Origin of the sequence: Desulfosediminicola flagellatus (assembly GCF_005116655.2) — a bacterium.
In the GTDB taxonomy this organism is placed as follows: domain Bacteria; phylum Desulfobacterota; class Desulfobulbia; order Desulfobulbales; family Desulfocapsaceae; genus Desulfopila; species Desulfopila flagellata.
This window is the reverse complement of the sequence record NZ_CP050698.1, coordinates 4,393,485-4,418,312: the sequence shown is the minus strand read 5'-3', so window position 1 is coordinate 4,418,312 and position 24,828 is coordinate 4,393,485. Positions and strand designations below refer to the sequence as shown.

The 24,828-nt window shown below is 43.3% G+C and carries 23 protein-coding genes; 14 read left to right on the top strand and 9 right to left on the bottom strand.

Features of this window, described 5'->3' with window-relative positions; translation table 11 throughout:
- Nucleotides 1-209 precede the first annotated feature (209 nt).
- Nucleotides 210-1,256 (bottom strand): REP-associated tyrosine transposase, encoded by a 1,047-nt coding sequence (locus FCL46_RS18225; RefSeq protein ID WP_228723246.1) that lies wholly within the window; start codon nt 1,254-1,256, stop codon nt 210-212.
- 230 nt (nt 1,257-1,486) lie between these two features.
- Between FCL46_RS18225 and FCL46_RS18220 the strand changes: the two genes are divergently transcribed.
- Nucleotides 1,487-2,368, top strand: a complete 882-nt coding sequence (locus tag FCL46_RS18220; RefSeq protein ID WP_167506076.1) for a Tll0287-like domain-containing protein — start codon at nt 1,487-1,489, stop codon at nt 2,366-2,368.
- A gap of 158 nt (nt 2,369-2,526) precedes the next feature.
- Here the strand turns inward: FCL46_RS18220 and FCL46_RS18215 are convergent, their stop codons facing one another.
- From FCL46_RS18215 to FCL46_RS18195, 5 genes are all read right to left on the bottom strand, one after another.
- On the bottom strand, nt 2,527-3,003 hold the full coding sequence (locus FCL46_RS18215; protein ID WP_136810368.1) for a DUF8082 domain-containing protein: 477 nt from the start codon (nt 3,001-3,003) through the stop codon (nt 2,527-2,529).
- A gap of 316 nt (nt 3,004-3,319) precedes the next feature.
- Entirely contained in the window at nt 3,320-3,640 is a 321-nt protein-coding gene (locus FCL46_RS18210; protein ID WP_136810369.1) for a P-II family nitrogen regulator, read from the bottom strand.
- A 2-nt stretch (nt 3,641-3,642) separates the two neighbouring features.
- Nucleotides 3,643-4,545: an ACT domain-containing protein gene (locus tag FCL46_RS18205; RefSeq protein WP_136810370.1), complete on the bottom strand. Its 903-nt coding sequence runs from the start codon at nt 4,543-4,545 to the stop codon at nt 3,643-3,645.
- Between the two features lie 335 nt (nt 4,546-4,880).
- On the bottom strand, nt 4,881-6,887 hold the full coding sequence (locus FCL46_RS18200) for a sensor histidine kinase (protein ID WP_136810371.1): 2,007 nt from the start codon (nt 6,885-6,887) through the stop codon (nt 4,881-4,883).
- Complete coding sequence (locus FCL46_RS18195) at nt 6,874-7,575, bottom strand: response regulator transcription factor (protein ID WP_136810372.1); 702 nt, start codon at nt 7,573-7,575, stop codon at nt 6,874-6,876. The genes FCL46_RS18200 and FCL46_RS18195 overlap by 14 nt, the downstream gene beginning before the upstream one ends.
- Nucleotides 7,576-7,802: 227 nt before the next feature.
- Here FCL46_RS18195 and FCL46_RS18190 point away from each other — a divergent pair, with 227 nt between their 5' ends.
- The 4 genes from FCL46_RS18190 to FCL46_RS18175 all read left to right on the top strand — a co-directional run bounded on the left by FCL46_RS18190 (nt 7,803) and on the right by FCL46_RS18175 (nt 11,201).
- Nucleotides 7,803-9,245 (top strand): vWA domain-containing protein, encoded by a 1,443-nt coding sequence (locus tag FCL46_RS18190; protein WP_136810373.1) that lies wholly within the window; start codon nt 7,803-7,805, stop codon nt 9,243-9,245.
- Between the two features lie 55 nt (nt 9,246-9,300).
- Nucleotides 9,301-9,864, top strand: a complete 564-nt coding sequence (locus FCL46_RS18185) for a PspA/IM30 family protein (protein ID WP_136810374.1) — start codon at nt 9,301-9,303, stop codon at nt 9,862-9,864.
- Complete coding sequence (locus FCL46_RS18180) at nt 9,857-10,417, top strand: hypothetical protein (RefSeq protein ID WP_167506077.1); 561 nt, start codon at nt 9,857-9,859, stop codon at nt 10,415-10,417. Before FCL46_RS18185 ends, FCL46_RS18180 begins: the two co-directional genes overlap by 8 nt.
- 268 nt (nt 10,418-10,685) lie before the next feature.
- The gene (locus tag FCL46_RS18175) at nt 10,686-11,201 is read left to right on the top strand and encodes a hypothetical protein (RefSeq protein ID WP_136810375.1); all 516 of its coding nucleotides are present in this window, start codon (nt 10,686-10,688) and stop codon (nt 11,199-11,201) included.
- Nucleotides 11,202-11,459: 258 nt separating this feature from the next.
- Here FCL46_RS18175 and FCL46_RS18170 read toward each other — a convergent pair whose 3' ends face one another.
- Nucleotides 11,460-11,930: an HAD family hydrolase gene (locus FCL46_RS18170; protein ID WP_136810376.1), complete on the bottom strand. Its 471-nt coding sequence runs from the start codon at nt 11,928-11,930 to the stop codon at nt 11,460-11,462.
- Nucleotides 11,931-12,121: 191 nt separating this feature from the next.
- Here FCL46_RS18170 and FCL46_RS18165 point away from each other — a divergent pair, with 191 nt between their 5' ends.
- The 4 genes from FCL46_RS18165 to FCL46_RS18150 are packed head-to-tail and all read left to right on the top strand — an operon-like array spanning nt 12,122 to nt 14,918.
- Nucleotides 12,122-12,394: a CopG family transcriptional regulator gene (locus FCL46_RS18165; protein ID WP_136810377.1), complete on the top strand. Its 273-nt coding sequence runs from the start codon at nt 12,122-12,124 to the stop codon at nt 12,392-12,394.
- A gap of 22 nt (nt 12,395-12,416) precedes the next feature.
- Nucleotides 12,417-13,298, top strand: a complete 882-nt coding sequence (locus tag FCL46_RS18160; RefSeq protein WP_167506078.1) for a metal ABC transporter solute-binding protein, Zn/Mn family — start codon at nt 12,417-12,419, stop codon at nt 13,296-13,298.
- Nucleotides 13,299-13,312: 14 nt separating this feature from the next.
- Nucleotides 13,313-14,074 (top strand): metal ABC transporter ATP-binding protein, encoded by a 762-nt coding sequence (locus FCL46_RS18155; protein WP_228723245.1) that lies wholly within the window; start codon nt 13,313-13,315, stop codon nt 14,072-14,074.
- Nucleotides 14,067-14,918 (top strand): metal ABC transporter permease, encoded by an 852-nt coding sequence (locus tag FCL46_RS18150; RefSeq protein ID WP_136810380.1) that lies wholly within the window; start codon nt 14,067-14,069, stop codon nt 14,916-14,918. Before FCL46_RS18155 ends, FCL46_RS18150 begins: the two co-directional genes overlap by 8 nt.
- A 171-nt stretch (nt 14,919-15,089) precedes the next feature.
- Here FCL46_RS18150 and FCL46_RS18145 read toward each other — a convergent pair whose 3' ends face one another.
- The gene (locus FCL46_RS18145) at nt 15,090-15,521 is read right to left on the bottom strand and encodes a hypothetical protein (protein ID WP_167506079.1); all 432 of its coding nucleotides are present in this window, start codon (nt 15,519-15,521) and stop codon (nt 15,090-15,092) included.
- 871 nt (nt 15,522-16,392) lie between these two features.
- Between FCL46_RS18145 and FCL46_RS18140 the strand changes: the two genes are divergently transcribed.
- Together FCL46_RS18140 and FCL46_RS18135 are read left to right on the top strand one after the other, a co-directional pair.
- Nucleotides 16,393-17,715, top strand: a complete 1,323-nt coding sequence (locus FCL46_RS18140; protein WP_136810382.1) for an APC family permease — start codon at nt 16,393-16,395, stop codon at nt 17,713-17,715.
- Nucleotides 17,716-18,015: 300 nt separating this feature from the next.
- Nucleotides 18,016-18,930, top strand: coding sequence for a homocysteine S-methyltransferase family protein (locus FCL46_RS18135; RefSeq protein ID WP_136810383.1), 915 nt, complete (start codon nt 18,016-18,018; stop codon nt 18,928-18,930).
- Nucleotides 18,931-18,995: 65 nt separating this feature from the next.
- On the opposite strand, the gene FCL46_RS18130 is transcribed toward FCL46_RS18135, so the two are convergent.
- Nucleotides 18,996-21,230: an ATP-binding protein gene (locus FCL46_RS18130; protein WP_136810384.1), complete on the bottom strand. Its 2,235-nt coding sequence runs from the start codon at nt 21,228-21,230 to the stop codon at nt 18,996-18,998.
- 270 nt (nt 21,231-21,500) lie between these two features.
- Here FCL46_RS18130 and tdh point away from each other — a divergent pair, with 270 nt between their 5' ends.
- From tdh to FCL46_RS18115, 3 genes are all read left to right on the top strand, one after another.
- Nucleotides 21,501-22,532, top strand: a complete 1,032-nt coding sequence (gene tdh, locus FCL46_RS18125; protein ID WP_136810405.1) for an L-threonine 3-dehydrogenase — start codon at nt 21,501-21,503, stop codon at nt 22,530-22,532.
- Nucleotides 22,529-23,758 (top strand): aminotransferase class I/II-fold pyridoxal phosphate-dependent enzyme, encoded by a 1,230-nt coding sequence (locus tag FCL46_RS18120; RefSeq protein ID WP_136810385.1) that lies wholly within the window; start codon nt 22,529-22,531, stop codon nt 23,756-23,758. The genes tdh and FCL46_RS18120 overlap by 4 nt, the downstream gene beginning before the upstream one ends.
- Before the next feature lie 290 nt (nt 23,759-24,048).
- A complete protein-coding gene (locus tag FCL46_RS18115) occupies nt 24,049-24,777 on the top strand; it encodes an amino acid ABC transporter ATP-binding protein (protein WP_136810386.1) in 729 nt (242 codons plus the stop codon).
- Nucleotides 24,778-24,828 lie beyond the last annotated feature (51 nt).

Here is a 24,828-nt window from a genome sequence, read left to right as displayed (position 1 = left end):
TATTACCCCTGAATTTCAGCTAGCAAAAAAAAGTCGGAGGGTCGTCACCATATGATTCCTCACGTATGTCGTACTCCTTAGAAACATAACATCAGGAGGAAATGACATGGTAAAGACTGTGGTTCAATTCCAAAAAGGGTACAGCTTGCCAAAGTTTCTTAAAGCATACGGCTCAGAAGAGCAGTGTAGAGAAAATAGGAAATGAGGGGTCAACTCCGCTTTTGACTTTTGATAACTTTTCTTTCAATAATGCTCAGTTCTTTTACCAAGGTGCTGTCTTTCTCAATGCGTCTTTTCACTCTCTGAATCACACTACTCACGGTACTGTAATTAGCGATGCCGAATGCTGCGCCCACATTTGGTAATGTTTTACAGCATAGACGCCGGGCAAGATAAATTGCGTTATCCCTTGCAGTATTCGCAGTACCTCTTTTTGAATACAGCAGATCTTGTTGTGCCACGCTGTAATGTTCACAAACACAAGCTATCACTTTGTCAATGTCTGGTGCCAGCGCTTTCGATTCAGGTATCTCTACGCTATTAGCCAGGGACATGAACTTTTCTTTGATGTACTCTTTGAAAGAGGAACTTCCCAACATCGATGGCAGGTTTTTCAGTGAGTAAAATCTCTCAAGTTCTTTAGACTCTCCCAGTGAAACGAAATCTAGATATGCTGCTTTTTGTCTGGAAACGATAGGAGTAATCTGCGCTAAGAGTGGTTCTTTTTGCAACCAGGACCATTTCTTTGCCTTTGATAAATATGCCTTGTGACTACTCCATGAAAATTGATCCAGTGTCTTCACAAGTCCAGCTTTAAGAGGATTCCTATGGATATATCTTAGAACTTCCAATAGGTAATTATCCTTATCCACAAGAACAGCTTTATAGCGCCCTCTAAACAATTGCCCTTCTTTGTGATGTTGACGATTAAATCGTTGGGTATAAACGCCGTTTATGTGGCGCATGCAACGTGATAGGTTACCTTTGGGAGTGTGGACTAAAAGATGGTAATGGTTAGGCATTAAACAATAGGCTGATATCCTGAGATCCCATAACTCACCCGCTTCTTGTAGCACTTTCAGAAACTCTTCACGATCACCGTCAGTGAAAAAAATCTGCTCACCCCTCCTGCAACGATTCATGACATGGTACCAAGCATCTGGGTATTCTATTCGTAATGGTCTAGACATAGTGATTACTCTAACGCCTAAAAGGATAAAAGTCAAAAGCGGACTTGACCCCTTTTCTTTTCCCATGCAGACAATGTTCTCTGGAAATCACAAAAGTTGTAATAAATCAACGTGTAACCCTCCTTTCTTGTTATTATTTCTTGTTTTGCTTAAATTGATGGTTTAAGTTGTTAGTATCCGATATCTTCGGAATTATTATTATTCCTGCCTACTGCTTGATGATCAAGGGGGTGGATGTAGTTGAATGTTAGTTATGAATTTAAGAAATGATTATTAATGGGGGGGAGTTGCAAGTTATGAGTATTCGCATTCGTTTTATTGTGGTGATAGCCGCACTCAGTTTTATCGCTATAGGTGGGTTTGCGTGGTTAAGTTATAGCTTTACCTATAAAAATTCTCTTCAGGAAGCCAGAAACAAAGGTGAGATTGTTTCGACCTTTCTAGAGGCATCACGAAGTTTCTATAGAACAAAACAGCGTCCATTGATTATGGACATTGTTGATAAGGAGCGGTTCTATCCTGAGATTATGTCAGGTTTTACAGTAACCAGGGGAGTCTGGGAAGAATTCAGTGGTAAACTCCCTGATTATAAATTTAAGCAGGCATCCATCGATCCGCTTTATCCACTCAACAAGGCTGATTCTGATGAACTGAAACTCATTCAGGAATTTGATGCGAATAAAATATTGAAGAAAAAAGAAGGGATCATTGAAAAAAAAGGTGCAAAGTTTTTCTATTATGCTCAACCAATAACAGTTAAAGAGAAATGTCTCAGGTGTCACGGGGACCCTAAGGATGCACCGGAGGAACAACGTAAATTGTATGGAACAACAAACGGATATCACTGGGTTGATGGGGCGACAGTTGCAACATACATCACTTATGTGCCAATAAAGACAGCAGTAGATGCGGCTAAAAAATCAGCACTGACCCTGTTTGGCTATGGTCTTGCTGGTATCGTTTGTCTTTCTGGGGTTATCTGGTTTTTCTTTGAAAAAAGGATCATTGCACCGATTGTACGTCTTGAAAAGAGAACCTCGGAAATCAGTTTGGGAAAAAAACTTGAGGAAAAAATTATTGTTACTTCAGGCGATGAAATCGGTTCGCTAGGGAATGCAATTGAACGATTGCGGATTAGTGTGCTTAAACTGATGGAGCATTATAAAAAGAATTCGTAGTATTTCTTTTAACTCACAACCCGCCTGAGAAATTTTCAATATTTTCAGGCGGATTTGCCTGCCTGCTAATTGATATAAAAGGATATTGTTTCAGGAGTTGATGCGAAACGATGAGTTTGAGAAAAAAATCGTTTTCGGATGAGAACTACCGATGTTCTTTAGATTATCCCTGAAGCTTTGAGCGAATTGAGAAAGGTCTCTCTAGCATCTGTGCTTTCAATTTCCATGCTTGCTCTATTTATAATCTTTTGTTTATCACTTGGTAATATGATTGGGGCTGTAAACGAACTCATGGCTACAGTTGCAAATGGGCCGATATATTCAGCAAGAGTTTCTGTGACTTCTTGAATAAAATTATGATTTTTATCATTGGCAGTGAAATGGGGAGAGTTTTGGTTTGTATCTAATTTCTCGAGACTGATAAAATTACCATCTACCATGTCTTGCAATTTGTCGAGAGCTTTTTCCTCAGACATTCCTGAGAGTTTTATGATTTCTTGTAGAGACCGCTTGCCGTCAGCGAGAATGAAAAGTCTTCTCGTCTTAACGTCCTTGATTGGGAGATCCGTGATATTAATGCATTTGGTTGGTAGAGCAGAACTATCCATTTTCTTACCTGTTTTTTGAAAATCCATGTTTAGATATGATTTATAAGATAACTGCTATGGAGCCGGTGGTTAGAATTTCCTTTGAATCTCAGTCGACTTTCTTCAGCATCCTAACAGTGTTAATACCTCTATTTTTTTTAAAGGTCAACTTGTTTACCTAACAAGGATGGTTGGGTAAGTTGTTATAAACTATATGTAAAAGTAGAATAAACTGATTGCAGATAAAGACCGGTTAGTATTTTTCAGTGTAATAAAAATGGTAATATAAGAGGCCAGAGTAAAAGTAAATAGTGGGTTTAAATTTACAGTGACCGCTTATACATTTTGCTGTAACCAATTCTGCTTAGAGTGTCATTGCTGGCTTATCTGCTGCGGAGAGTTCTGATATAAAAGCTTGCGGTCGCTCATTGTCTGTTGTTTTAAAGTCGCTCAAAAGTAATATTATTCTGTTCAAATCGTCATTATCGACGATAATCTCGGCCTTAATTTTGCTGCTGTAGCGGATGGTACGTTCCACCCCACGGTATTTTTCGGTTTTCGCTGGCCCTTGGTTAAGTACACGCATTTCCACCAGAGATAGTGACCTGGCGCCTACAGGATAGAGTTTGTCTTCGAGTTTGTCAGTGTTTATTTGTGAGGGGAAAAACACTTCTATTTTCTTCATGGTTATATCCTTGTAAGTTTTTGTCGCAAAGCCTCTGCCAATTCAGGGGGAAGCAGTTGACTTGATATTGGTTTTAGATGGTAGACATCTTCAATTGTGTTATTTCTGGTAGACATTCTGGCAAGTGGGATATCGATTTTGAATGATGCCAGATGACTGAGGAGCTGGTACCTGAAAGAAGGAGTCGGTCTATCACATAACACTCTCATAGCTGTCATGGGTCCTTTTTGCTGCAGGCTGATTTGAAGGTCGTTAGTTAGAACAAACTGCGAAAATATCTCGGAATCGTTTGGAATATAGAATGGTTTGATGGCAAGGTTAAACCTGTCTTTGATTTGCTTTTGCAATGCCTGATTGACCCCTTTAAAGGAGAGCATGGCGAAATCACGTTGTCCTTGCCTCAACTTGCGTCCGCTTGTCAAGATGATGTCAAATTGGCAGACTGCTGCAAATACCCTGTTGAGTAAGATTGGGGTCGCTTGAGCTTCCACCTTAAGGTGCATGACGTCTGGATGGGTAAAGTCAATCGAAGAACTTAGCCCATCTTCCACTATAGCTTGTGGCTGTTGTTCGACTGCTCTTACCGGAAGTTCATTATTTTTATGAATGCTATCTGGACGTGTCTCCAAAGTAAGGCTGGAACATTTCGAAATGCTAACAGTTCGGCTGTTTGTGAAGATGGAGAGCTTTTTGAGCAGTATCTCCGGCGGTGTGGAGGTGAATAATTCGACTTTGACCGGTTGATCAGAATCATCTTGTGCTAATCCGGTTGAACCATCTCCAGGCGATGATGAAAAACGCTGCTGGCTGATGCCACCAATAATTGCTACTCCGGAATCCTCAAGTAAACGTAGTTTGTCGAAATCAGACTCTGAGGTTTGAATCTCAAATTTGTGTAGTTCCATAATGGGTAAGTAGGCCTCTATTTGTTGAAATTAGCTAGTTGTTATGCGACACGCAAATAGAGTGCCTGTTTGTAAAAAAATATCCAATACGTATGGAGGTGGCAGTACGATCTTGTCAGATCAGTCTTTGATAGTGATATTTAGTTACAAAGGCGAAGGTGATTAAGTGGTATGTGACATATTTGTTTGTAGATATTACAAGAATGGAAAATGGGTTGCTTTGTAACTGCTCCAAATCCAATCTTTGCAGACGTGTTTTTTAACAGTACTGGTTAGCGGAATAGGGGGGCGAAAAAGTTTAGGTGAAGCTGGGGAGGTTGACTTTGGCCTCATTTTTATTGAGAGACTCCAGCAGGAAACTGAAGAGTAATTGTACAACCTGAATCGCGGTTATTAGCAGCTTTAACACTCCCACCCATAGCATTCATAAATTTCTTAACTAGGGCAAGACCAATACCTGTGCCGCCGGTAGATCTAGTCAGATCGTTATCCACCCGATAAAAATCATCGAATACTTTTTTGAGAGCATGTTGCGGGATGCCGGGGCCTGTGTCGGAAACATCAACACGGACGGAGCCATCGTGCGAGGTGGTTCTTATTGTGATTTTTTTCAAATCAGCATGTTGACCAAATTTGATGCTGTTTTCGATAAGATTGGTAAGAATCTGAATGACTACTTCACGGTCAAAATTGCATTCAGGAATGTTTTCATTATCTTTCCCTGGCTCAATAGCTAATGTGAATCCTGTCTGTTTGAGTTTTTCTGCCATTATTGCTGCTACTTCAGTATATACATCATCAAGATATCCGGGCTGTATATGGAACTGTCGCTGTTTCTTCTCAAGTTTTGCCAGTTCCAGAACATTATTGATAAGACCGGAAAGTCGTGTGCTCTCAGATCCGACAATGGCCAGATATTCCTGTTCGCGTTCGGGTGTTGCCGCGATCCCCTGTTCAAGCATTTCAATATACATACGGATATTGGTGAGAGGAGTTTTCAGCTCATGCGTGACAGAAGAGACGAATTGTGAGCGGCGCTCAGACATTGCCACTATTGTATAGGCGCTCTGATAGATGGCGATCAGGCCAATGCACATAAAAAGAGTAAGGACGATAATCGCGATATTAAGCGATCCTCTGGCCGGAGAAGCCGGAACGGTGGAAGCATTAAGGCTGACTTTTAAAAAATTAAATGGCGGAGGGAACACCCGCTCATTCGAAAAATCTGCAGAACCATCAATTGAACCAATCTGCATGATAGTATTATTGTCACCACTATCTCTTCGTTGAAGAGTAAGCGCTGCATATTGGGCGAGAGGTTGCTGTTCAAAATGTTTTGAGGCCAGATACTGCAACAGCGGCTCAACTTTCAGGATAAATCCCTGGCGATAGATCTGATTGTTTATAGCGATCCGTCTGAATATATATACAAGCTCTTCATTTATAGAAACAGATTGAAATGGCGCGACCTCAACCTGAAACCCTGTTGTATCTGGTTGTAGCGCTTCTTCTTTACGATCTGGCTCTTGCTCCGATCTATCGCGGCGGAGAGAGCTCAAAATCCCTTTACTGTCTGAAATTTTGTCACGATATGTCGAGCTGTCTTCAACTTCATAATCAGCGGCAGAACCGGTCTCCCCAATAGCTCTGTTCTCTGCCTGGGTTTGTTGTATCTTTTGTTGTTCGTAGGTGTACTTTTTAAGGCCTTCATCAGCAGGCATAATGTTGATTACCTGTTCAGCTGTCACCTCTTCGATTCGTTGCTGTTTTTTACCAAGATATATTTTGCTCGGCGCTGTTTTGGATTGTGTCAGATAGCGTTCTGAAAAACTGTCTTTTTTAGCCTCTTTTTCAATTGGTTTTGCCGCAGTAGCAACAGCCGGCGAGACTGGTTTGATAACGGTCAATTTCTTCTGGTTGAATATCCTGTTCGCTTCTTCGAGCTGTGAAATAAGTTCTATTCGGGAGGGTTGAATTGTGTCGCTATTTCTATCTGTATCAGCAACAAGTGGCGTCTGAAAGGAGCCATCAGGATTGTTCTGCATATAGCCGAGGATATAATTCTGATACTCCTGCGTAGCCAGTGGCGACAGCTTTGTGTTGCCGTCGGATCCTGTTGATGATGCAAGAAAATATCCATACTCATCAACCGCACGGTTTTCTTCAACCTGTACAAGATCTGCAAGCTCTGCTTCCATCCGGTCAAACATCGCTTCTGAGAAAAAGCGTAGTTGTCCCTTTTCTTCCTGTTCCAAACCTGAGTATGTCTGCCAGATAACAAAAGCTAAAGGAATAGAGACTGTAACAAAGAAGAGAACTATAAAAAGCTTAAGCCTGCTCATATTCTAACCTGTAACCTTCGCCGCGAATTGTCTGAATCAGATCTGTTGTAGCATCCAGCGAATGGAGTTTTTTTCTTAGCTTCAGCATATGGATATCTACTGTTCGGGTTTCGATATCCGCATCGGCATAGTGCCACACTTCGATGAGCAGTTCCTTTTTTGAAACAATTCTATCCTGATGGCGATAGAGATAGACGATTATATCCATCTCACGACGGGTAAGATCAACAACATGTTGATTACAACTGGCGCGGAGATTTTTCCCATCAAATACCAGAGAGCTTAACTCAATTCGTTCATCTCCCAGATGCTTACCACTTCTGCGAAGTACAGCCTCTACGCGAACAATCAGTTCACGCAGGGAGAACGGTTTAGAAATATAGTCATCAACCCCTGCGGTAAATCCGGTGACGATATCATCTTCAGATCCCTTAGCGGTGAGCATCACGATCGGTTGAGCAGGTTTTTTCCGCCGCACTTCTTTACAGATAGAAAAACCATCCATGGTTGGCAACATCACATCAAGCAGGACAAGGTCGAACTGATTATTCAATATCATTTCAAGCCCTTTACCACCATCTTCAGCAGCTTCAACAGAGTACCCGTTAAATACAAGCACATCACTTAAGCCGCGTAATATGGCCTGATCATCTTCAACGATAAGTATATGTGCTTTGGCGTGTTTCATTTGTGCTTCCCTTGTTCGGATTATCCTGCATGGCGTGTTCGACTGAGTTGTGGCTGATTCCTGTTCTAAACCTTACATCACACCAGGCTGCAGTCAAAGTAAAAGTTATGTAAAAAAATACGCTTAACCATTTGCATTTGTTTGAATTGTCCTATTTCAGAGAAACCGTATCATAGAGGAAAGGGGGAAGCAATACCGCGATTAAATCTCGAATAGGGAGTAGGCAAATGAAACCATTGAATAAAGGCTTTTTGACAATTGTGATGTTGATCGGAGTTACCACACTGGCGCTGGTCTATGTAGAGAATAAGAACCAGGCAGTGGCCACGGTTATACCTGTACCGGCCGTATCAAACGATGAACTTGTGGTGATAGATACCAAATTGATTCAGGATAAAGTGCTTCAGGGGTCGGATGGCACGGTCTCGGTTGCCCTGACCCTTACGGGGGCAAATATTGAGAATGCGATTGATGTTCAGCAGCAACCGGTTGATCTGGTGGTTGTACTCGATCGTAGTGGTTCAATGGAGGGACAGAAAATAGTTGATGCGAGGCAGGCGGTAATAGGCTTGATGGAGCGATTATCACCACGTGATCGTATGGCGGTAATAACGTACTCCAATGGAGTAGAGCGTGTTTCACCCCTTACCTATATGACGAATGCCAACAGGCAAAATCTTGCAGCACGAGTACGGATGATTCGACCCGGCGGCGGAACAAATCTTGGAGCCGGACTTGATTTTGGTATTTCATCATTTTCTTCACTTTCATCAGTTAAATCTTCCGATGACGCAGGCAGACAACGAAAAATCATCCTCATATCAGATGGTCTTGCTAATCAGGGTGTTACCGATCCGTATTCACTTGGACGCATGGCAGCAAACGGAACAGAATCTCGTCTTGCCGTAAGCACGGTGGGGGTTGGTAATGAGTTTAACGAACTGCTGATGACGACCATTGCCGATCACGGTGCAGGAAACTATTACTTTCTTGAAAATCCTATAGCCTTTGCTCGAGTGTTCGAAAAAGAATTTGAAATGACACGCAATATCGTAGCGGGTGGTTTGGAAATACGGATTCCTCTTGGTGATGGTGTGCAGCTGATTGATGCAGGTGGTTATCCTATTTCACGTGAAGGAAATTACGCAGTTATTAAACCGGGTGATCTTCTCGCGGGTCAGCAACGCAAAATATTTCTCACCTATCAGGTGCCCAGCCACAAGGCAGCGAGTTACACATTAGGAAGCGTGCACGTTAACTACCTTCATAATGGAGTGAAACAGGGCGTCAGCAATAATCAACTGTTAACAGTATTTTGCGTGCAGGATCAGAAAGCGGTAGTAGCAAGTATCGATGAAGAGGCGTGGTCTGAGCAGGTTGTTAAAGAAGACTATAACAAGCTTAAAGACAATGTGGCGTCCTCTATCCGTAAAGGGAGAAAAGAAGAAGCTCTGAAAACTATTGAAGAATATGAAGTAAGAAATCGAAGCCTGAATAGCAGTGTTGGGTCCCGGGCTGTAGCCGAAAATCTTGAAGGTGAGGTTCAGTCGCTCAAACAGAGTGTTGAAGACACCTTTACCGGTGCACCGGCCGCAGTTGCCGAGAAGAAAAAGAATCAGGCAAAAATACTGCAGTACGAGAGCTACCAGATTCGACGGGATAAGAAATAACCAGTGATAATGACGCAGTGATTTTGACTGATAACCAACACATTCAGGTGAAAGAATGGCAATAATGACACGCATACTCAGGCTTTGGAAAGCGGATATTCATGGAGTCATGGATCAACTCGAAGATAAGGAACTACTTTTAAAACAGTATTTACGGGAGATGGAATCGTCGCTTGATGAGAAAGAAAATAGAGTTCAAAGTATAACTGCATCACTTAAACGAATCGAAAATGCTCATAACCAATGCGCGCTTGAGATAGAAAAGCTGGAGAAAGATCTCGAGTTGGCTCTTAGAAAAGAAAATGATGAGATCGCCAGGCTGCTGATTCGTAAGCAACGGAGCCAGCAAGTCTACCTGCAGGAAATGCAACGGCAGCAACAGGATCTGGACCAGGATCGGACAAGCCTGCTTGAATGTCTAAAAGAACAGCGCCTGCAATACGAGACTATGAGAGCCAAAACCGAGGCATATTGTCGAGATGCGGAGATGAGAAAGCAGAACGATTCTTTCTCAAATACTCATAATAGTCTTGTAGGTGGTCGAATAGATGATAACGAGATAGAGCTTGAACTTATGCGCAGAAAAGAGGCGATGAGCGGGGAGGCTAATTATGAGTAAGCAAGTACGAACAACACTGATCTTTGGCGTCATCAGTGCACTTGGCGCAGCATTACTTGATTCATTGCCTGTATCGAATATGAGCTGGTCAATGGTGTCAATACTGTATATATGGGGAGTTCTTGTTCTCTACTCTATATTGCTTTGTCGCTGGTCTCAAACTGCTCTGATTAAGGTACTCTTTCCCTTGGCACTGGTGCCGGTGATGATGGTAATGCCAATCTATTATACTGGATATTTTCTTGGTATCGTTTTTATCTTATTGATATTTTGTTGGATTCGCAGCGGAATATGTTTTACCGATACACCTCTCAGGTCAATCCTGGCTGAGGGACTGATCTTTACGATATTCGTGCTAATAATCGGTTTGATGATTCCTCATACGACATATGGCCTGTCTATTGGAATCTGGTTGTTTTTTCTGATGCAGACGCTCTATTTCTATCTTGTCCCTGCCTGTGTACCATCCTGTAAAAAGCACATACGCGAAGAACCTTTTGAGCATGCTTTTAAAGAGATGGAGAAAATATTTTCAAATGGATTTGGAAGGTAATGGTATAACAAGAAAATGCAGTTTACAGTTTTGCTGCTTGATATCATTAGGTACAGGAGGGTTAAAACCCTCCTGTTTGTCTTCTTGGAATCTGCGATCAGCGATGATTGTAGATTTTTCTTTTTCAACTGTTGAGGATGTTACACTTTTATCGTAACTCTGTGTTAGAGTTGAAAGTTACAGGTATTGTTAGGGGTATTTGGTCTTAACATGCCGATGTGATTTAGCATCGAGTGATTATGTTTGATGTTCGAAAAGAAAGGTATTTATGAAAAGATTGCTACTTCTCCTGGTAATTCTGTTTACATGTGTGTCATGTACGTCTTCAGGTGAAAAAATCCCGAGCGGCAGATTCAGCTTTGAAGGTTCCAGATTATCCCTCACTCCGCCTGAAAACTGGCTCATGACTAAAATACCGGGCAATGATTATGTCACGTTGTTTACTGATATCGATTATGGAATTAAGCCGAATATTCAACTGGAACGTATAAGTGCTAATACCGATTACAGAAGCGTCTTTAAAGACTATCTGAAAGAAAAAAAACGGGTCTATCCAGATTACCTGGTCAAGCAGGAAGAACTGCTTCTTCGCTCAGGAAAAGTAAATATTTCGAAGAGTATGGCGGGGAGGGTAAATGTTGAAAAAATTCCGGTCATACATTTCACCTATATGCTGGCTGAATCTGATGACGTCTACATCCTCACTGCAACCTGTGCTGAGCCAAGCGTTGGCAAGTATGAAAAAATATTTGATACAGTGATTCGCTCTGCTGAAATTAATTGATAAATATCTCTGATTACCCCTAATCCTCAGCTAGTACAGTGAGGTGTGAGGTGTGAGGTGTGAGGAGTATAAAACCTTTCAAAATCTGACCACTGAGTATTGATGCAGGCACAGCGAGTTGCCAATTTTTTCTGGACTGATGTCGTTGTCAGCAGTTGTTACCTCACGCCTCACTCCTTACACCTCTCTATCTACGATTGAGTTGAGGTGGTATAAAGCAATGATTTTTTGACTCGTACCGTCCTGCCATTTAACCTATTAGTTTCGTAATGTTGCTCGCAGTCTGTCCGGAAAACGCAGCAGATCTAGAGCATCACAAATATCATTGCATAGTACATCTGATGACTGGCTAACTGCTGCAGCACACCCTTCCTTTTGCATAAGACCGACTCCGATTGCTGCGGCGCTCAGCATATGTATATCATTTCGGCCATTTCCCATTGCGATTACCGAATCTACACCAAGCTGCTTAACAAATTCTTCTTTGTGTTTGTCCTGCGTTCCCTCTCCGATCACTGTGGTTTTGACAGGTAGACCAGCAAGTTTAGCCATAACAGTCCCATGGGTGTCAGCGGTAATTACATGAATGGTGAGTGAATTGCTGAGATCTATCAAACGGCTGGAAACGCCGATGATAAGTTCACCATCTTCAGCAATAGTGCCATTGTAATCAAGAACAAGGTGTTTCAATATGAATGTGTTTTGGCCCGGGATGTCAATCTGAAGCATTGTGATTTCTCATTGAGTTATTAGGTGAATTGCTAACCGTCTATTAGAACACAATCTACAGACTACCTGCAATCAAGATACACTGAAAAAACCACATACGTCTTTGAAAAGAAAATAGATCCGCCGCTTGCATCTTGACCTCATTCGGTTGTAGTATTACTTAGTATTACATTATGAGTGACGGAGGAAAAATGAAGAAAAAAGAACGGGTTTTCACCTTTAAGACAGATGAGGAACTCGCAGAAATACTCGATATGATACCGAACAAGTCGGAATTTATCCGTAAGGCCATTGAGATCGCTCTCGATAATAAATGTCCTCTCTGTAATGGCACCGGGTCGCTTACGCCGGCCCAGCATAGACACATGCAGCATTTTCTTACGGTCCATCCACTGCAGAAATGTCAACAGTGTGATGCTGTCCACTTTATTTGCAAAACTGCAGAAGATGACTCGCTGCACTGATGTATTGACCAAAGGAGTAACGATGAAAAAAATTCTATTATTATTATTGATATCGCTCTGTTTTTTAGCAGGAAGCAGCAGTTATGCCGCAGTAGAAGTCTTTGTATCAATACCACCTCAGAAATGGCTTGTGGATAAAGTCGGAGGTGAGCAGGTTACCAGTCGGGTTTTGGTCGGTGAAGGGCAGGATCCACATACTTTCTCGCCGACGCCACGACAGATGGCTGCTCTCAGCAGGGCGAAAATCTGGTTCATTATGGAGATGGAATTCGAAGAGCAGCTGGTAAAAAAGGTGAAACAGGTGGCACCTGATCTGCAAATTATAGATATCGCTCATCATGTCCAAAAAATAAGCGCGGTAGAAGATGAGCATGGGGAGGAACACCACGGTCATGATGATCATAATGACCATGAAGCTAAGGATCCACATGTCTGGCTTTCGCCTCCTAATCTGATGATTATGGCAGAAGAGATATCAGAAACACTTGCTCAAGTAGATACTGCCAATAGGTCTGTCTATTCTGCAAATCTTGCAGACGTGAAAGCGGAACTTTTACTGTTGCATAAAGAAAACAGCAAAAAACTCGCACCATACAGCGGTAATTCTTTTTATGTCTTTCATCCTTCCTTTGGCTATTTCGCATCTGCATACGGTTTGAAGCAGGAAGCGGTAGAGACAGGCGGGAAATCGCCAGGGCCACGCCAGCTTTCAAAACTTATAGCACAGGCGCGGGCGGAAAAGGTGAAGGTGATTTTCGTACAACCACAGTTTGATCCTAAGAGTGCTCGGGCTGTTGCAGCTGCCATTGGCGGTGAAGTTGTTCCGCTTAATGCGTTGGCGGCTGATGTGGCAGGTAACCTCAAAATCATGGCAACAAAAATAGAGGCGGCGCTGGCAAAGTGATGGCTGGAAATACAATGGAAAAAGAACAGGCTGCAATTACCATTAGCGATCTTGCATTTAATTATGGCGGCAGGGAGATTCTGACAGATGTTAATCTGACTATCCGACCGTTTGACTCTATTTGCATTGTCGGCCCGAATGGTGGTGGTAAAACGACCCTCATGAAGCTCATTATCGGGTTGCTTAATCCGGTTAGAGGTGAGGTGCTAATCTTTGGTGATAAGCCTGAAGATGCTAAGCAAAAGATCGGCTATGTGCCCCAGTATGCGGAGTACGATAAGCAATTTCCTATCTCGGTGAAAGAAGTTGTATGTATGGGGCGATTAGGTAATTCGTTTACTGGTCGTTATAGCAAAGTGGATTGGGAGCACACAATGAATGCCTTGGCAGAGGTAGGACTTGAGTCGTTTGCGGAGAGTCCTTTTTCTGCACTTTCCGGCGGGCAACGTCAACGCGTACTTATTGCCAGGGCACTGGCTTCAGGCGGGGAGTTACTCATTCTTGATGAACCGACCGCCAATATAGATCAGGAATCTGAATCTCAATTTTTTGAACTGCTACGAGAACTGAACGAGCGGATGACTATCCTGATGGTAACTCATGATGTGGGCTTTGCTTCCAAGTTTTTCAAGAGAATAGCATGCGTAAATAGACGTGTTGTGATCCATCCGACCAGTGAACTGACCGGGCAGCTTATTAAAGAAATGTATGGTGGTGACTTTCAGATGATCCGCCATGATCACACATGCAGTGAGGAGGGGCATCATCATGATTGAGTTTTTTGCGGCCCTCACAGATCCGAACCTGCCGTTTGTTCGCTATGCAGTAATTACCGGACTGCTTTCAGCCATTCCCTTTGGCATTATCGGAACGTTCGTCGTTGTACGCCGTATCAGTTATATTGCCGGAGCAATTTCCCACTGTATACTCGGTGGAGTCGGTGCTGGGCTTTATGTGCAGAACGCCATGGGAGTAACGTGGTTCGGCCCACTGCACGGGGCTATTATCGTGGCCCTTCTGGCTGCGGTGATTCTCTCTTTAGTGAGTCTTTTTGCCAAGCAGCGTGAAGACAGTGTAATAGGTGCATTATGGGCTGCAGGAATGGGTATTGGTTTGCTCTTTCTTGCGAAAACTCCGGGCTATGTTGATCCGATGAGTTATCTGTTTGGCAATATCCTGTTGATTACAAAGTCAGATATCTATTTTGTGCTGGCTCTTGATGTACTGGTGGTAGGCGTGATCGCGATCTTCTACAACACCTTTCTGGGGGTCTGCTTCGATGAAGAGTATGCAGGACTTCGTGGCATTCACACCCACTGGTTTTACCTGATTCTACTGTGTTTGACTGCACTGACTATTGTGTTGCTTGTGAGGGTGGTAGGGATCGTCATGGTTATTGCGCTGCTTACGCTACCTGCAGCCATTGCCGGGAATTTTGCAAACAGTGTCAAGCAGATGATGGTACTGGCAACACTCCTGTGCGGAATTTTTATCCTGGCAGGACTTAGCACCAGCTATTCAATGGATCTTCCCAGCGGACCTGTAATAATTGTTATTGCAGCAGCGGTTTATCTTTGCGTGGTTGTGGGAATGAAATTTCTACCTGCCAGGTCTTCATGAATAATTACGCTCAAGAATACGGCGTGTTACAATAAAGAAAAAGCGATTGAACTGTTTATATGTTCAATCGCTTTTTCTTTTTTTTAGTGTCCTGTCATGCCTTGCAGGAAGAGAAAAAGCTTCACATTATTACGACATTTGACACATGACATGACACTAGTCTGAGGCGGATTAAAACAATGCAAAGAAGTGTTTCTTACGCTTCGCTCTCTGTTTACCATCGACCACGTTGTGTTCGCCAATAGAATAGTCGCGAATCCCACCGCGAATAGTTCCGCGCTCATGCCCACGATTCATAAAGTCATCACTTTTGGAGTAATAGACATAATGAATATCCCTGCCGCTCTCAATATGGGCAATAAGGGCAGATTCCTTATCGATTGTCCGACTATGAAATCGCGTGGTTTCAGGTGGGACATCAATTAAACCCACTCTCAGCATATCGTCGTATGAGCATAACGGACCACCATCGGCAAATCTGCCTTTTACCAGAACGTAGGTGTTATCCTCCTCATACTGCAGAAGCGTATACTTTTTTCCTGCAATTTCGATTGCCTGACTAGTGTTGCATGTGGCTAAAAACAATACACAAAATGACGCCATAAGAAATACATTACTTTTAAAAATATACATCTGACACTATTTACAATCACTGGAACATCCCCACGTAAATGTCCTGAGAGGTTGTTCAAGAATAACCTTATCCTCAATCTCTTCGGGATTTTCAATAAATACTGCTCGCCAATATGCCATGACTCCGATAGCCAGTATGGCTGTGCGTATTTTGTGAAAATGTCCCGATTATGATTGTAATTGCTATTCTCCTACACCCTGCTGGCAAACATCTTTCTCGCCTGACGCGATGAACGTCCACAATTTACAACTGTAACAAAAGAGAAACGAGAGAAGAGACGACTGGGTCAGTACACACTGGTCCAGTAAGCCTGTTAGACTCCTTTGCTGACTCCTTAGAAAATGGTTTTACAATTTCCTGATTTACTTTTTTAAAACGGATGAATCCCAGCCCCCCGGCAAAGGAATCCCGGCAAAGCTACTTTAAGATTTCCTGCTGTTCAACCTCAAAAAAAACGCAATATCAGTGGTTCTGAAAGAAATTTTGAAATAACAAAAAATTAATAAAAGCATGTCAATTGGTTGTGGACCCTGAGGGAGGTGTAACTTTTTTTGTGAGTACAAGGCTGACGATCATAGGTGACTAAAAAAAGGCCGGAAAGATAGCTGTATTAGTAGTGGTAATCATTGCTGATTTGAATAGTTGATCATTAAATCCTCATATTGGCAAACAGAATGTAATGCTTATTGGTGTTAGGAAATACTGGTGTTTATAAAGACGAAAAAAAGTTTATTGTGACTAGAAATTTGCGCTTAAATAAGGTAATCAGGCTTAGTGTTGACGTTTTGTTAAGCAAAAGTGTCTAGAATTGACGTGTTGATAAACTATTAAGGGCATAATATGGAAGATTTACAAAAAAAATATGGAATCTGGACAGCCACTGCTATGGTTGTTGGTATCGTCATTGGTTCCGGTGTGTTTTTTAAGGCTGATGATGTACTGAAGGCATCGGGTGGCAGTTTGCCCACTGCACTTCTTGCCTGGTTGATTGGTGGTTCAATTATGGTGGTAACCGCCTTTGTTTTTGCTAAAATTGCTACAAAAATCCAGAAGGTTAATGGTCTGGTTGATTATTTTGAAGAAGCATATGGCTGGCGTGCCGGTTATCTGGTCGCCTGGTTTATGACTTTTATATATTATCCGACCCTGGTTGCTGTACTGGCTTGGGTTTCTGCCAGATATTCGATCGGCTTGCTTGGTTTGGAAAATGGTGTCTGGCTGCTTTCCTGCATCTATATGGTTTTCTTCTTCCTGTTGAATGTCTATTCTCCAGTCCTCGCAGGGAAATGGCAGGTATCAGCCACGGTAATCAAACTGATTCCGTTGGGACTTGTGGCGATTGTTGGTCTGTTCAGCGGACTGGCCAGTGGACAGACAATGTCCAGTTTTGCCAATTCCGCCCAGATGGTATCAAGTGGTGGCGGACTGGCTGTAGCCACGCTTGCAACAGCATTTGCTTATGAGGGTTGGATTATTGCCACCTCTATCAACGCTGAGTTGAAAGATGCTAAACGTACATTGCCAAAGGCGCTGTTTTTTGGTTCCGGTGCTGTGGTGATCATCTATATGCTGTATTATCTCGGTATTTCCGGTGTGCTCTCAAATGATGAGATCATTGCTGCCGGTGATGCGGCCCCAGTAAAAGTTATCTCCGTTATTTTTGGAAATATGGGCGGAACATTACTTACTGTTTTCGTAATTATTTCCTGCCTTGGGACGTTGAACGGTCTTGTCATGGGCTCATCACGCGGGATGTTTTCTATCGCTTCCCGTGGACTTGGTCCGAATCCAGAATTTTTTGGTAAAATTGATCCGAAAACCAACAGCACCAAAAACTCAGCACTGCTTGGTGCGATTCTGTCCGCATTCTGGTTGCTGGTCTGGTACGGTAATTTTGCAGGCTGGTTCGGCAAATTCATGGATATTTCCGAGTTACCGATTGCCTTTCTGTATGTGATTTATATCTCGTTATATATCTGGGTAATGATGAAATTCGTTACTCTTGGCCCAATTAGTCGCTATGGTGCGCCGTTCTTTGCAGGTCTCGGTTCTCTCTATATTATCTGGGGTGCTATTCAGAAGGATATGTTCATTCATTTCTTCCTGCTGTCGCTGGTGATAGTTGCTGTGGGACTGCCGTTCATGAAGACTGCAAGAAAATAGTCCAGACCAGTATTCGGCTTTAATACGTTGTAAACATTAAGGGTTATGGCCGGTTACCGGTCATAACCCTTTTTTTTATCTTATTAACATTAATCTTCAGCTTATAAAGGTGAGGAGAGAGGCGTGAGGTGTTACTCCTCCCCCCTCACTTCACTCTGCTGAGTTTCAGTGGTAATCGGATTTTTTTATACATTCTCGGCAATGAGTTGATAACTCAGAGAATCACTGGTAACAAAAAAGGAGGGCCAATCGAATAACGGGAAGAAACTCCACTTTGGAATGTAATCTGGAAAACAGACAATGAACTTTACAGATACCTTGAAAAACAGTCCGGCAATCTTGACAGAAGCCGCCATCGCTGAGCGACTCAGAAGAAGAGATGATGTGGCGTTGGATCCAGTTTTGTTTAATACTCCCCTCATCTACGACGAACATGGAAGAGGCTGCTTAGAAGAAATTTACGGCCAGTATCTTGGGATAGCTCAACGTGCACGACTGCCAATGCTTATCTGCGCGCCAACCTGGAGAGTAGATCGCAGCCGGATTACCCTTGCACGGCAGAAGACATCTATCAACAGGGATGCTGTCAGCTTTATGCGTGGATTACAGAAGAGCTGGCAGAATACTGATTCGCAGGTCTTTGTGGGTGGCTTGGTAGGGCCGGCCAATGATTGTTATTCACCATCAGAAGCCTTATCTGCTGAAGACTCAGAAAAATATCACGCATGGCAGATTGGAGAATTGGCAGAGGCGGGTGTCGATGTGGTAGTCGCCCAGACCTTCCCTGCAATTTCAGAAGCACTTGGTGTTATCAGGGCGTGTGCCAGCGCAGGCGTGATCTGTATAATGAGCTTTGTCATAAATAGAGACGGTAAGGTTCTTGATGGAACATCCATTGCCGAGGCGATAGCAATGGTTGATGCAGAAACGGATAAATACCCTGTAGGATATATGGTTAATTGTGTCTATCCTACATTTATATCAGCCGAGACTCAGTCCAAATCACTTTTTGAAAGGCTGGTAGGAATCCAGGCTAATGCGTCTTCGCTCAATCATGCAGAACTTGATGGCTCGATCGATCTGAGGCAGGATAAACTTGAGGATTGGGGCGATTTCATGGTCTCTTTAAACCGCCAATATGGTGTGAAAATTCTTGGAGGGTGCTGCGGAACAGATGATAGATATCTAGAATATGTGGCACAACGATTAGTATAATATTTGCACTATCATCTGTTCTGCATATTGGAAAGTGGTGCGGAGTAACAGTAGCGATGCTGCTGTTACGGCCGTAAAATTGTCTCTATTTCGGAGTGAAGCATATCCGAATTAATTGGTTTGGAGATATATCCGTCAACTCCCGCTTCAAAGCATCTTTCCCGATCTCCCTTAACGGCATAGGCTGTCATGGCGATTATAGGGATACGTTTACCAGAGTTTTTTTCACGTTCGCGAATTGTTCGCGTGGTTGCAAAACCGTCGAGTTTGGGCATCTGAATATCCATCAGGATAAGGTCGAATTTGTCGTGATTATCTGACAGAATATCGAGAACTTCGAGGCCGTTTTCTACAGTTGTTACCTGGCATGAAGCGCGTTCGAGAACAGTCGTTGCCAGGGTTCGATTAATATACTCGTCTTCAGCAAGCAGGATTCTAAGAGAATTGCTTAATTGCGGGTAATATGTGCCGACATGAATCGGGGCCATCGGCAGGGCCGCTGTAAATGGTGCCAATTCAAAGCGGGCGGTGAAGTGAAAGGTTGTTCCGCTTTCGGGAGTGGATTCTACCCAGATTCTGCCACCCATCTTTTCAACCAGTTCGGCTGCTATTACAAGGCCGAGACCTGTTCCCCTGTTGGTGTGGTCAAGGGTGGTCCCCAGTTGGCTGAAAGCCTGAAAAACCGTATCAATCTTGTCTTGAGGGATACCAACTCCGGTATCTTTGACCTGAAAATAGAGGATAGCGTAATTGGAATCGACTAATTTGGTCCGATTTTTTTTCACTGATAGCGAAACGGTTCCCGTGTCTGTGAACTTTATGGCGTTGCCGACCAGATTAGTGATGATTTGACAGAGTCGGCTTGAGTCTCCAATTAAACATTCCGGCAAATCGTGGCAATTGACCTCTAATGCAATATTTTTTTCAGCAGCAGAGATCCTGAGTAATCCGATAGTTTCACGAATATCATCTTCAGGTCGAAATGGTGCTGAAATCATATCGAGTTTTCCTGCTTCAATTTTGGAAAAATCGAGAATGTCATTTATAAGAGAGAGGAGTCTGTTTGAAGAGGTTCGCACCATATTGAGATAGCCTGACAATTCAGCAGGCGGGTCCATGGCCAATGCCAGATTGGTCATCCCTATGATGCCGTTCATCGGTGTGCGGATCTCATGACTCATGTTGGCCAGGAAACTGCTTTTGTTTTGTTCTGCCTGCTCGGCTCTCTCCTTTGCTTGTCGCAGTTGATCCATTGCTCTTCTTTTAGCAAGAGCATCGCCAACATGACGGGCAACAAAAGACATCAACAGTTTGTCTTTTTCTGTATAGATGACGTCTTCATAGCTTTGGGTGATTACCGCACCTGATATATGATCCAGATAGAATGGTGCTCCGAGCCATGAATACGGAAGAGTACCTTCAAACTTGATATTTTCCTTTTTGCAGACACTGTTGAATGTTTTCTGATTCAGTAAAATCGATTTCCTGCTTTCAAGCAGATAGCCAGTTAGCGTTTTTCTGTCCGGGTCGAGTTTGATTTCCCGTCCCTGAAAATGGGAGTCATACTGGTCGTCAAAATATGGGAAACTGTAGAATGTACCGTCGTGGCGTTTTTCAACGAGAGCAATAATGAAATTTCTGGCATGAATCAGTTTCGCTACTTTTTGGTGCATGGATGCATAGAGTTCAGTCATAGACGCAGAACTCTGTGCCGTTTCATTTATTTCATAGAGTGCTTTGCGAATCTGTTCTGATTTTTCGAGCGCTCGCATGGAATGTTTGAGTTTTTGTATGGTCTCCATACTTTTAAGTCTGGAGCCGATTATTGTTGTGAGCGTCTTGAGGCCATTGAGATAATCAGCATCAAAAAAGTGCGGTTCTTCAGAACCAACATAGAGTGCCCCGACAAGAGAACCACGGTCCAGTATCGGGATGAGGAGGTGGGTCGAGTTGCCGGTGTTGAGCAGAAACCATGGGAGTGTATCTGATTTATGCAAAACAACCAGCTGGCTTGTTCCTGAAATGCCGAGGAAGAGTTTACTGTATAGTGGTAGAGATACAGGAACTCCTGAATGAAAATGCAGTTCAGCTCCTTTGGGAGGACAAAAAATTCCTCCTTCATCATTGCGGATGTAAAGTTCAATAGAAAATTTCCCGAGTTTTGGGAAAATACGTCTGTGCAAAAAAGCATGGAGACGGGCCGGTGAGTCTGCAGAGCGCTGGCCAATGGTTAGCTCTTGGGTGAGCTCCAGAAATGTTGAAAGGGCAATTGTTGATTGAGCGTGGCTACATTCAGGCATGTAATCTCAATAGGTTATGTTAATTGTAATTATATCAATACATTGAAAATACGTACAGTCAATCTGATCGAATCACAACTGAATAATCATATCAAAAATGCGAGAGAGGTAGAAGGAAGCAAAATAAAAAACTCGACAAAAATGCATAGCTTGTCGAAATTGCAGAACTATCGTGTATGTAATTCACCCGCCATGTGTTACACTTTTAGCAAATTGATTGAACGTGTTGCTTATACAGGCAATTTTGTCAAAGAGGATACTATGAAAACAATGAAAGCTCTGGTTAAGGCAGAAAAGAGACCAGGTTTGTGGTTGCAGGATGTTCCGATTCCTGAACCAGGTAAAAGTGATGTCCTGATAAAAATCATGCGAACAGCTGTTTGCGGTACTGATGTTCATATTTATAACTGGGACGCCTGGGCAGAAAAAACAATCCCTGTACCTATGGCTGTCGGTCATGAATTTGTTGGTCGTATCGAGGCTATAGGTGAAAATGTGCCTGATTTCAAACCGGGTGATCTTGTTTCCGGTGAAGGGCATCTGGTTTGCGGGCATTGTCGAAACTGTCTTGCCGGTAGAAGACATCTCTGTGCAAACACCAGTGGTGTAGGTGTAAATCGTGCTGGGTGTTTTGCTGAATATCTCTCAATTCCACAAACTAATGTCTGGTATTGTGAGCCCTCCATACCGCTTGATATACTGACTTGTTTTGATCCGCTGGGCAATGCAGTTCATACAGCTTTATCCTTTGATGTGTTAGGCGAAGATGTGCTGATTACCGGGGCCGGGCCTATCGGCTGTATGGCTGCAGCGATTGCCAGGCATGCGGGTGCGAGATATGTGGTGGTGACAGATATCAATCCATATCGACTCGAACTGGCTAAGAAACTGGGAGCAACCAGGGTTGTGAACGCCGCTAATGAAAATTTAGAGGATGTGCAAAAAGAACTCGGAATGAAGGAAGGCTTTGATGTGGCAATGGAGATGTCAGGCAGCCCGGCAGCTCTGAATTCAATTCTCGAAAACATGTGTCATGGTGGCAAGATTGCAATGCTTGGTATTATTCCGGAAAATACAGCAATAAACTGGGATAAGGTTATCTTTAATATGCTGACCATTAAGGGGATTTATGGCCGTGAGATGTTTGAGACCTGGTACAAAATGACTACCATGATTCAGAGTGGTCTGAATATCTCGGAGATAATAACCCACCGTTTTCATTATACTGAATTTGAAAAAGCTTTTGAGATAATGCGATCCGGGAATTCTGGAAAAATTGTGCTTAATTGGGAGGAAAAATGAAGTTAACATTGGCTAAACTCGATATGGCACTTTTTCAGGAGTTGGCGACTTTGCAGATTGAGGGTCGTACGAAACCCAAAGAGAGGGTGATCAACAGGTATATACCGCCATCAGGTGATCGCGGACCGCGCTATTCAATTGAAGGGTGCGAAGGTGAATTCATACGTCTTAATTCAAATTCCTATCTTTCCCTTTCTAATCATCCTGCACTCATTGAAGCAGCTGATGAGGCGACTCATAGTTGCGGGGTCGGTCCCGGAGCGGTTCGGTTTATTGATGGAACCTACCATTATCACACTTCTCTCGAAGATCGTATTGCCCGTTTTGTCAATAAACCGGCAGCAAAGATATTTAACTCTGCCTACACATCAAACTGCGGATTGGCTCTCGCAATCGGCAGCAAACAGACACACTGGATTGGCGATCAGCTCAACCACAATTCCATAATCAGGGCCATGCGTATTTCCGGGGTTCCCAGCAACCATAAAGGAATATACAAACATAATGATATGGATGATCTTCGTCGCTGCCTCGATGAGGTTGGTGAGGATATCGAGCGGGTTGTGGTGATCTTTGACGGCATCTTCAGCATGCGTGGAGATTATGCTCCTATCGATAAGATTCTTGAGATCTGTGCCGAGTATAATGACAGGTTCAGAGACGGGGTGATAACCGTGGTGGATGATTCACACGGAATCGGTGCATATGGCCGAACAGGCCGTGGTACCCCTGAGTTCGCGGGAGGCGTACCGGATATCATTGTAGGGACATTCGGTAAGGCATTCGGAGTGAACGGAGGTTTTATCGCAGCCAGTGAAACGGTTATCGAGGCGGTGCGTCAGAAAGCTGATACCTACATCTACACCAATCCTTTGAGTGTTGCGGATTGCGCAGCGGCGACCAGGGCGCTGGATATTTGTGACAGCAGTGAAGGGGAGCAACTGCTGGCCAACCTCAAGGCGCGAACCAACCAGTTCAGAAAAGGATTAGCGGAACTTGGTCTTGAATCTATTGACGGACCTCATCCTGTGGTTCCACTTATGGTGCGAGACACAGAAAAGACCCACGCAATGGTGAATCGTCTTTTTGAAAAGGGGGTTCTGGTGGTAGGACTCACCTTTCCGGTGGTACCAAAAGGCGACGAGTCAATTCGTTTTCAGATAAATGCAGCACATACGGAATCTGATATCAATTATGTTCTTGGTGTGTTGAGTGAGGCAATTTAGCCTGAGTTGGAAGCTGTGGCTTTGAAATGTCTGATTTTTGAATTTTGAAACCCGTTTAATGCGTTAGGAGAGGGCTTTTCGTGTCAAATGAGAAACTTGGTTTCGTTGATTTGGGATAATTTCTTAACCAAATTCCTATTGTATGGCTAATAAAACGTGGTTGTTTTTTGTGGTCTGCTAAAAAAAATACTGCAAGGTGTCAGTCTGCCTGATTTTCCGTTGCTCAGATACGCGCGTTTTGTTAGTAATGGCTGTGTTCGTTTATTGTATACTATCAATCGGGGGTAATAGTGATTTCGTTTAATAAGGTCAACAAGTGGTATGGGGACTTCAATGTCCTCAAAAATATTGATCTTGAGATACAACAAGGTGAAGTTGTCGTTGTCTGTGGGCCGTCCGGCTCGGGTAAGAGTACGCTGATCAGATGTATAAACAGACTGGAGCCAATTCAGGAAGGGAATATCGTTGTTGATGGTATGGATGTAAATGATCCACGCACCAACATGACTCATCTTCGGGCTGAAGTCGGGTTTGTTTTTCAGCAGTTCAACCTGTACCCGCACATGACTGTTCTTGAAAATATCATGCTGGCTCCGACTCTGGTACGCCGCATGAATAAAAGTGAAGCCAAAGAAGTTGCGATGGAATTGCTGCAGAAGGTCGACATCCCTGATAAAGCGGATTCATATCCTTCACAGCTTTCCGGTGGACAGCAGCAGCGTGTGGCCATTGCCCGCGGGCTTGCCATGAGACCAAAGATCATGCTTTTTGATGAGCCGACCAGTGCTCTTGATCCTGAAATGATCAATGAGGTTCTGGATGTTATGAAGTCGTTGGCTCTCGAAGGAATGACCATGGTTTGCGTTACCCATGAAATGGGTTTCGCCCGTGAAGTTGCTGATCGTGTCATCTTTATGGATGAAGGTAATCTGGTAGAGCAGAACACGCCTGAAGAGTTTTTCAATAATCCGCAGAATCGACGTACCAAAGATTTCTTAAGTAAAATTCTTAGCCATTAGGACATGTTCCTTGGCAGGGATCAAGAGGAAGAGTTCGCTGGAGAGGATCGG

Excerpts from the sequence above, each read along its gene's own strand:
- FCL46_RS18225 (WP_228723246.1), bottom strand. The coding sequence starts at position 1,256 with ATGGGAAAAGAAAAGGGGTCAAGTCCGCTTTTGACTTTTATCCTTTTA.
- FCL46_RS18220 (WP_167506076.1), top strand. The coding sequence starts at position 1,487 with ATGAGTATTCGCATTCGTTTTATTGTGGTGATAGCCGCACTCAGTTTT.
- FCL46_RS18215 (WP_136810368.1), bottom strand. The coding sequence starts at position 3,003 with ATGGATTTTCAAAAAACAGGTAAGAAAATGGATAGTTCTGCTCTACCA.
- FCL46_RS18210 (WP_136810369.1), bottom strand. The coding sequence starts at position 3,640 with ATGAAGAAAATAGAAGTGTTTTTCCCCTCACAAATAAACACTGACAAA.
- FCL46_RS18205 (WP_136810370.1), bottom strand. The coding sequence starts at position 4,545 with ATGGAACTACACAAATTTGAGATTCAAACCTCAGAGTCTGATTTCGAC.
- FCL46_RS18200 (WP_136810371.1), bottom strand. The coding sequence starts at position 6,887 with ATGAGCAGGCTTAAGCTTTTTATAGTTCTCTTCTTTGTTACAGTCTCT.
- FCL46_RS18195 (WP_136810372.1), bottom strand. The coding sequence starts at position 7,575 with ATGAAACACGCCAAAGCACATATACTTATCGTTGAAGATGATCAGGCC.
- FCL46_RS18190 (WP_136810373.1), top strand. The coding sequence starts at position 7,803 with ATGAAACCATTGAATAAAGGCTTTTTGACAATTGTGATGTTGATCGGA.
- FCL46_RS18185 (WP_136810374.1), top strand. The coding sequence starts at position 9,301 with ATGGCAATAATGACACGCATACTCAGGCTTTGGAAAGCGGATATTCAT.
- FCL46_RS18180 (WP_167506077.1), top strand. The coding sequence starts at position 9,857 with ATGAGTAAGCAAGTACGAACAACACTGATCTTTGGCGTCATCAGTGCA.
- FCL46_RS18175 (WP_136810375.1), top strand. The coding sequence starts at position 10,686 with ATGAAAAGATTGCTACTTCTCCTGGTAATTCTGTTTACATGTGTGTCA.
- FCL46_RS18170 (WP_136810376.1), bottom strand. The coding sequence starts at position 11,930 with ATGCTTCAGATTGACATCCCGGGCCAAAACACATTCATATTGAAACAC.
- FCL46_RS18165 (WP_136810377.1), top strand. The coding sequence starts at position 12,122 with ATGAAGAAAAAAGAACGGGTTTTCACCTTTAAGACAGATGAGGAACTC.
- FCL46_RS18160 (WP_167506078.1), top strand. The coding sequence starts at position 12,417 with ATGAAAAAAATTCTATTATTATTATTGATATCGCTCTGTTTTTTAGCA.
- FCL46_RS18155 (WP_228723245.1), top strand. The coding sequence starts at position 13,313 with ATGGAAAAAGAACAGGCTGCAATTACCATTAGCGATCTTGCATTTAAT.
- FCL46_RS18150 (WP_136810380.1), top strand. The coding sequence starts at position 14,067 with ATGATTGAGTTTTTTGCGGCCCTCACAGATCCGAACCTGCCGTTTGTT.
- FCL46_RS18145 (WP_167506079.1), bottom strand. The coding sequence starts at position 15,521 with ATGGCGTCATTTTGTGTATTGTTTTTAGCCACATGCAACACTAGTCAG.
- FCL46_RS18140 (WP_136810382.1), top strand. The coding sequence starts at position 16,393 with ATGGAAGATTTACAAAAAAAATATGGAATCTGGACAGCCACTGCTATG.
- FCL46_RS18135 (WP_136810383.1), top strand. The coding sequence starts at position 18,016 with ATGAACTTTACAGATACCTTGAAAAACAGTCCGGCAATCTTGACAGAA.
- FCL46_RS18130 (WP_136810384.1), bottom strand. The coding sequence starts at position 21,230 with ATGCCTGAATGTAGCCACGCTCAATCAACAATTGCCCTTTCAACATTT.
- tdh (WP_136810405.1), top strand. The coding sequence starts at position 21,501 with ATGAAAGCTCTGGTTAAGGCAGAAAAGAGACCAGGTTTGTGGTTGCAG.
- FCL46_RS18120 (WP_136810385.1), top strand. The coding sequence starts at position 22,529 with ATGAAGTTAACATTGGCTAAACTCGATATGGCACTTTTTCAGGAGTTG.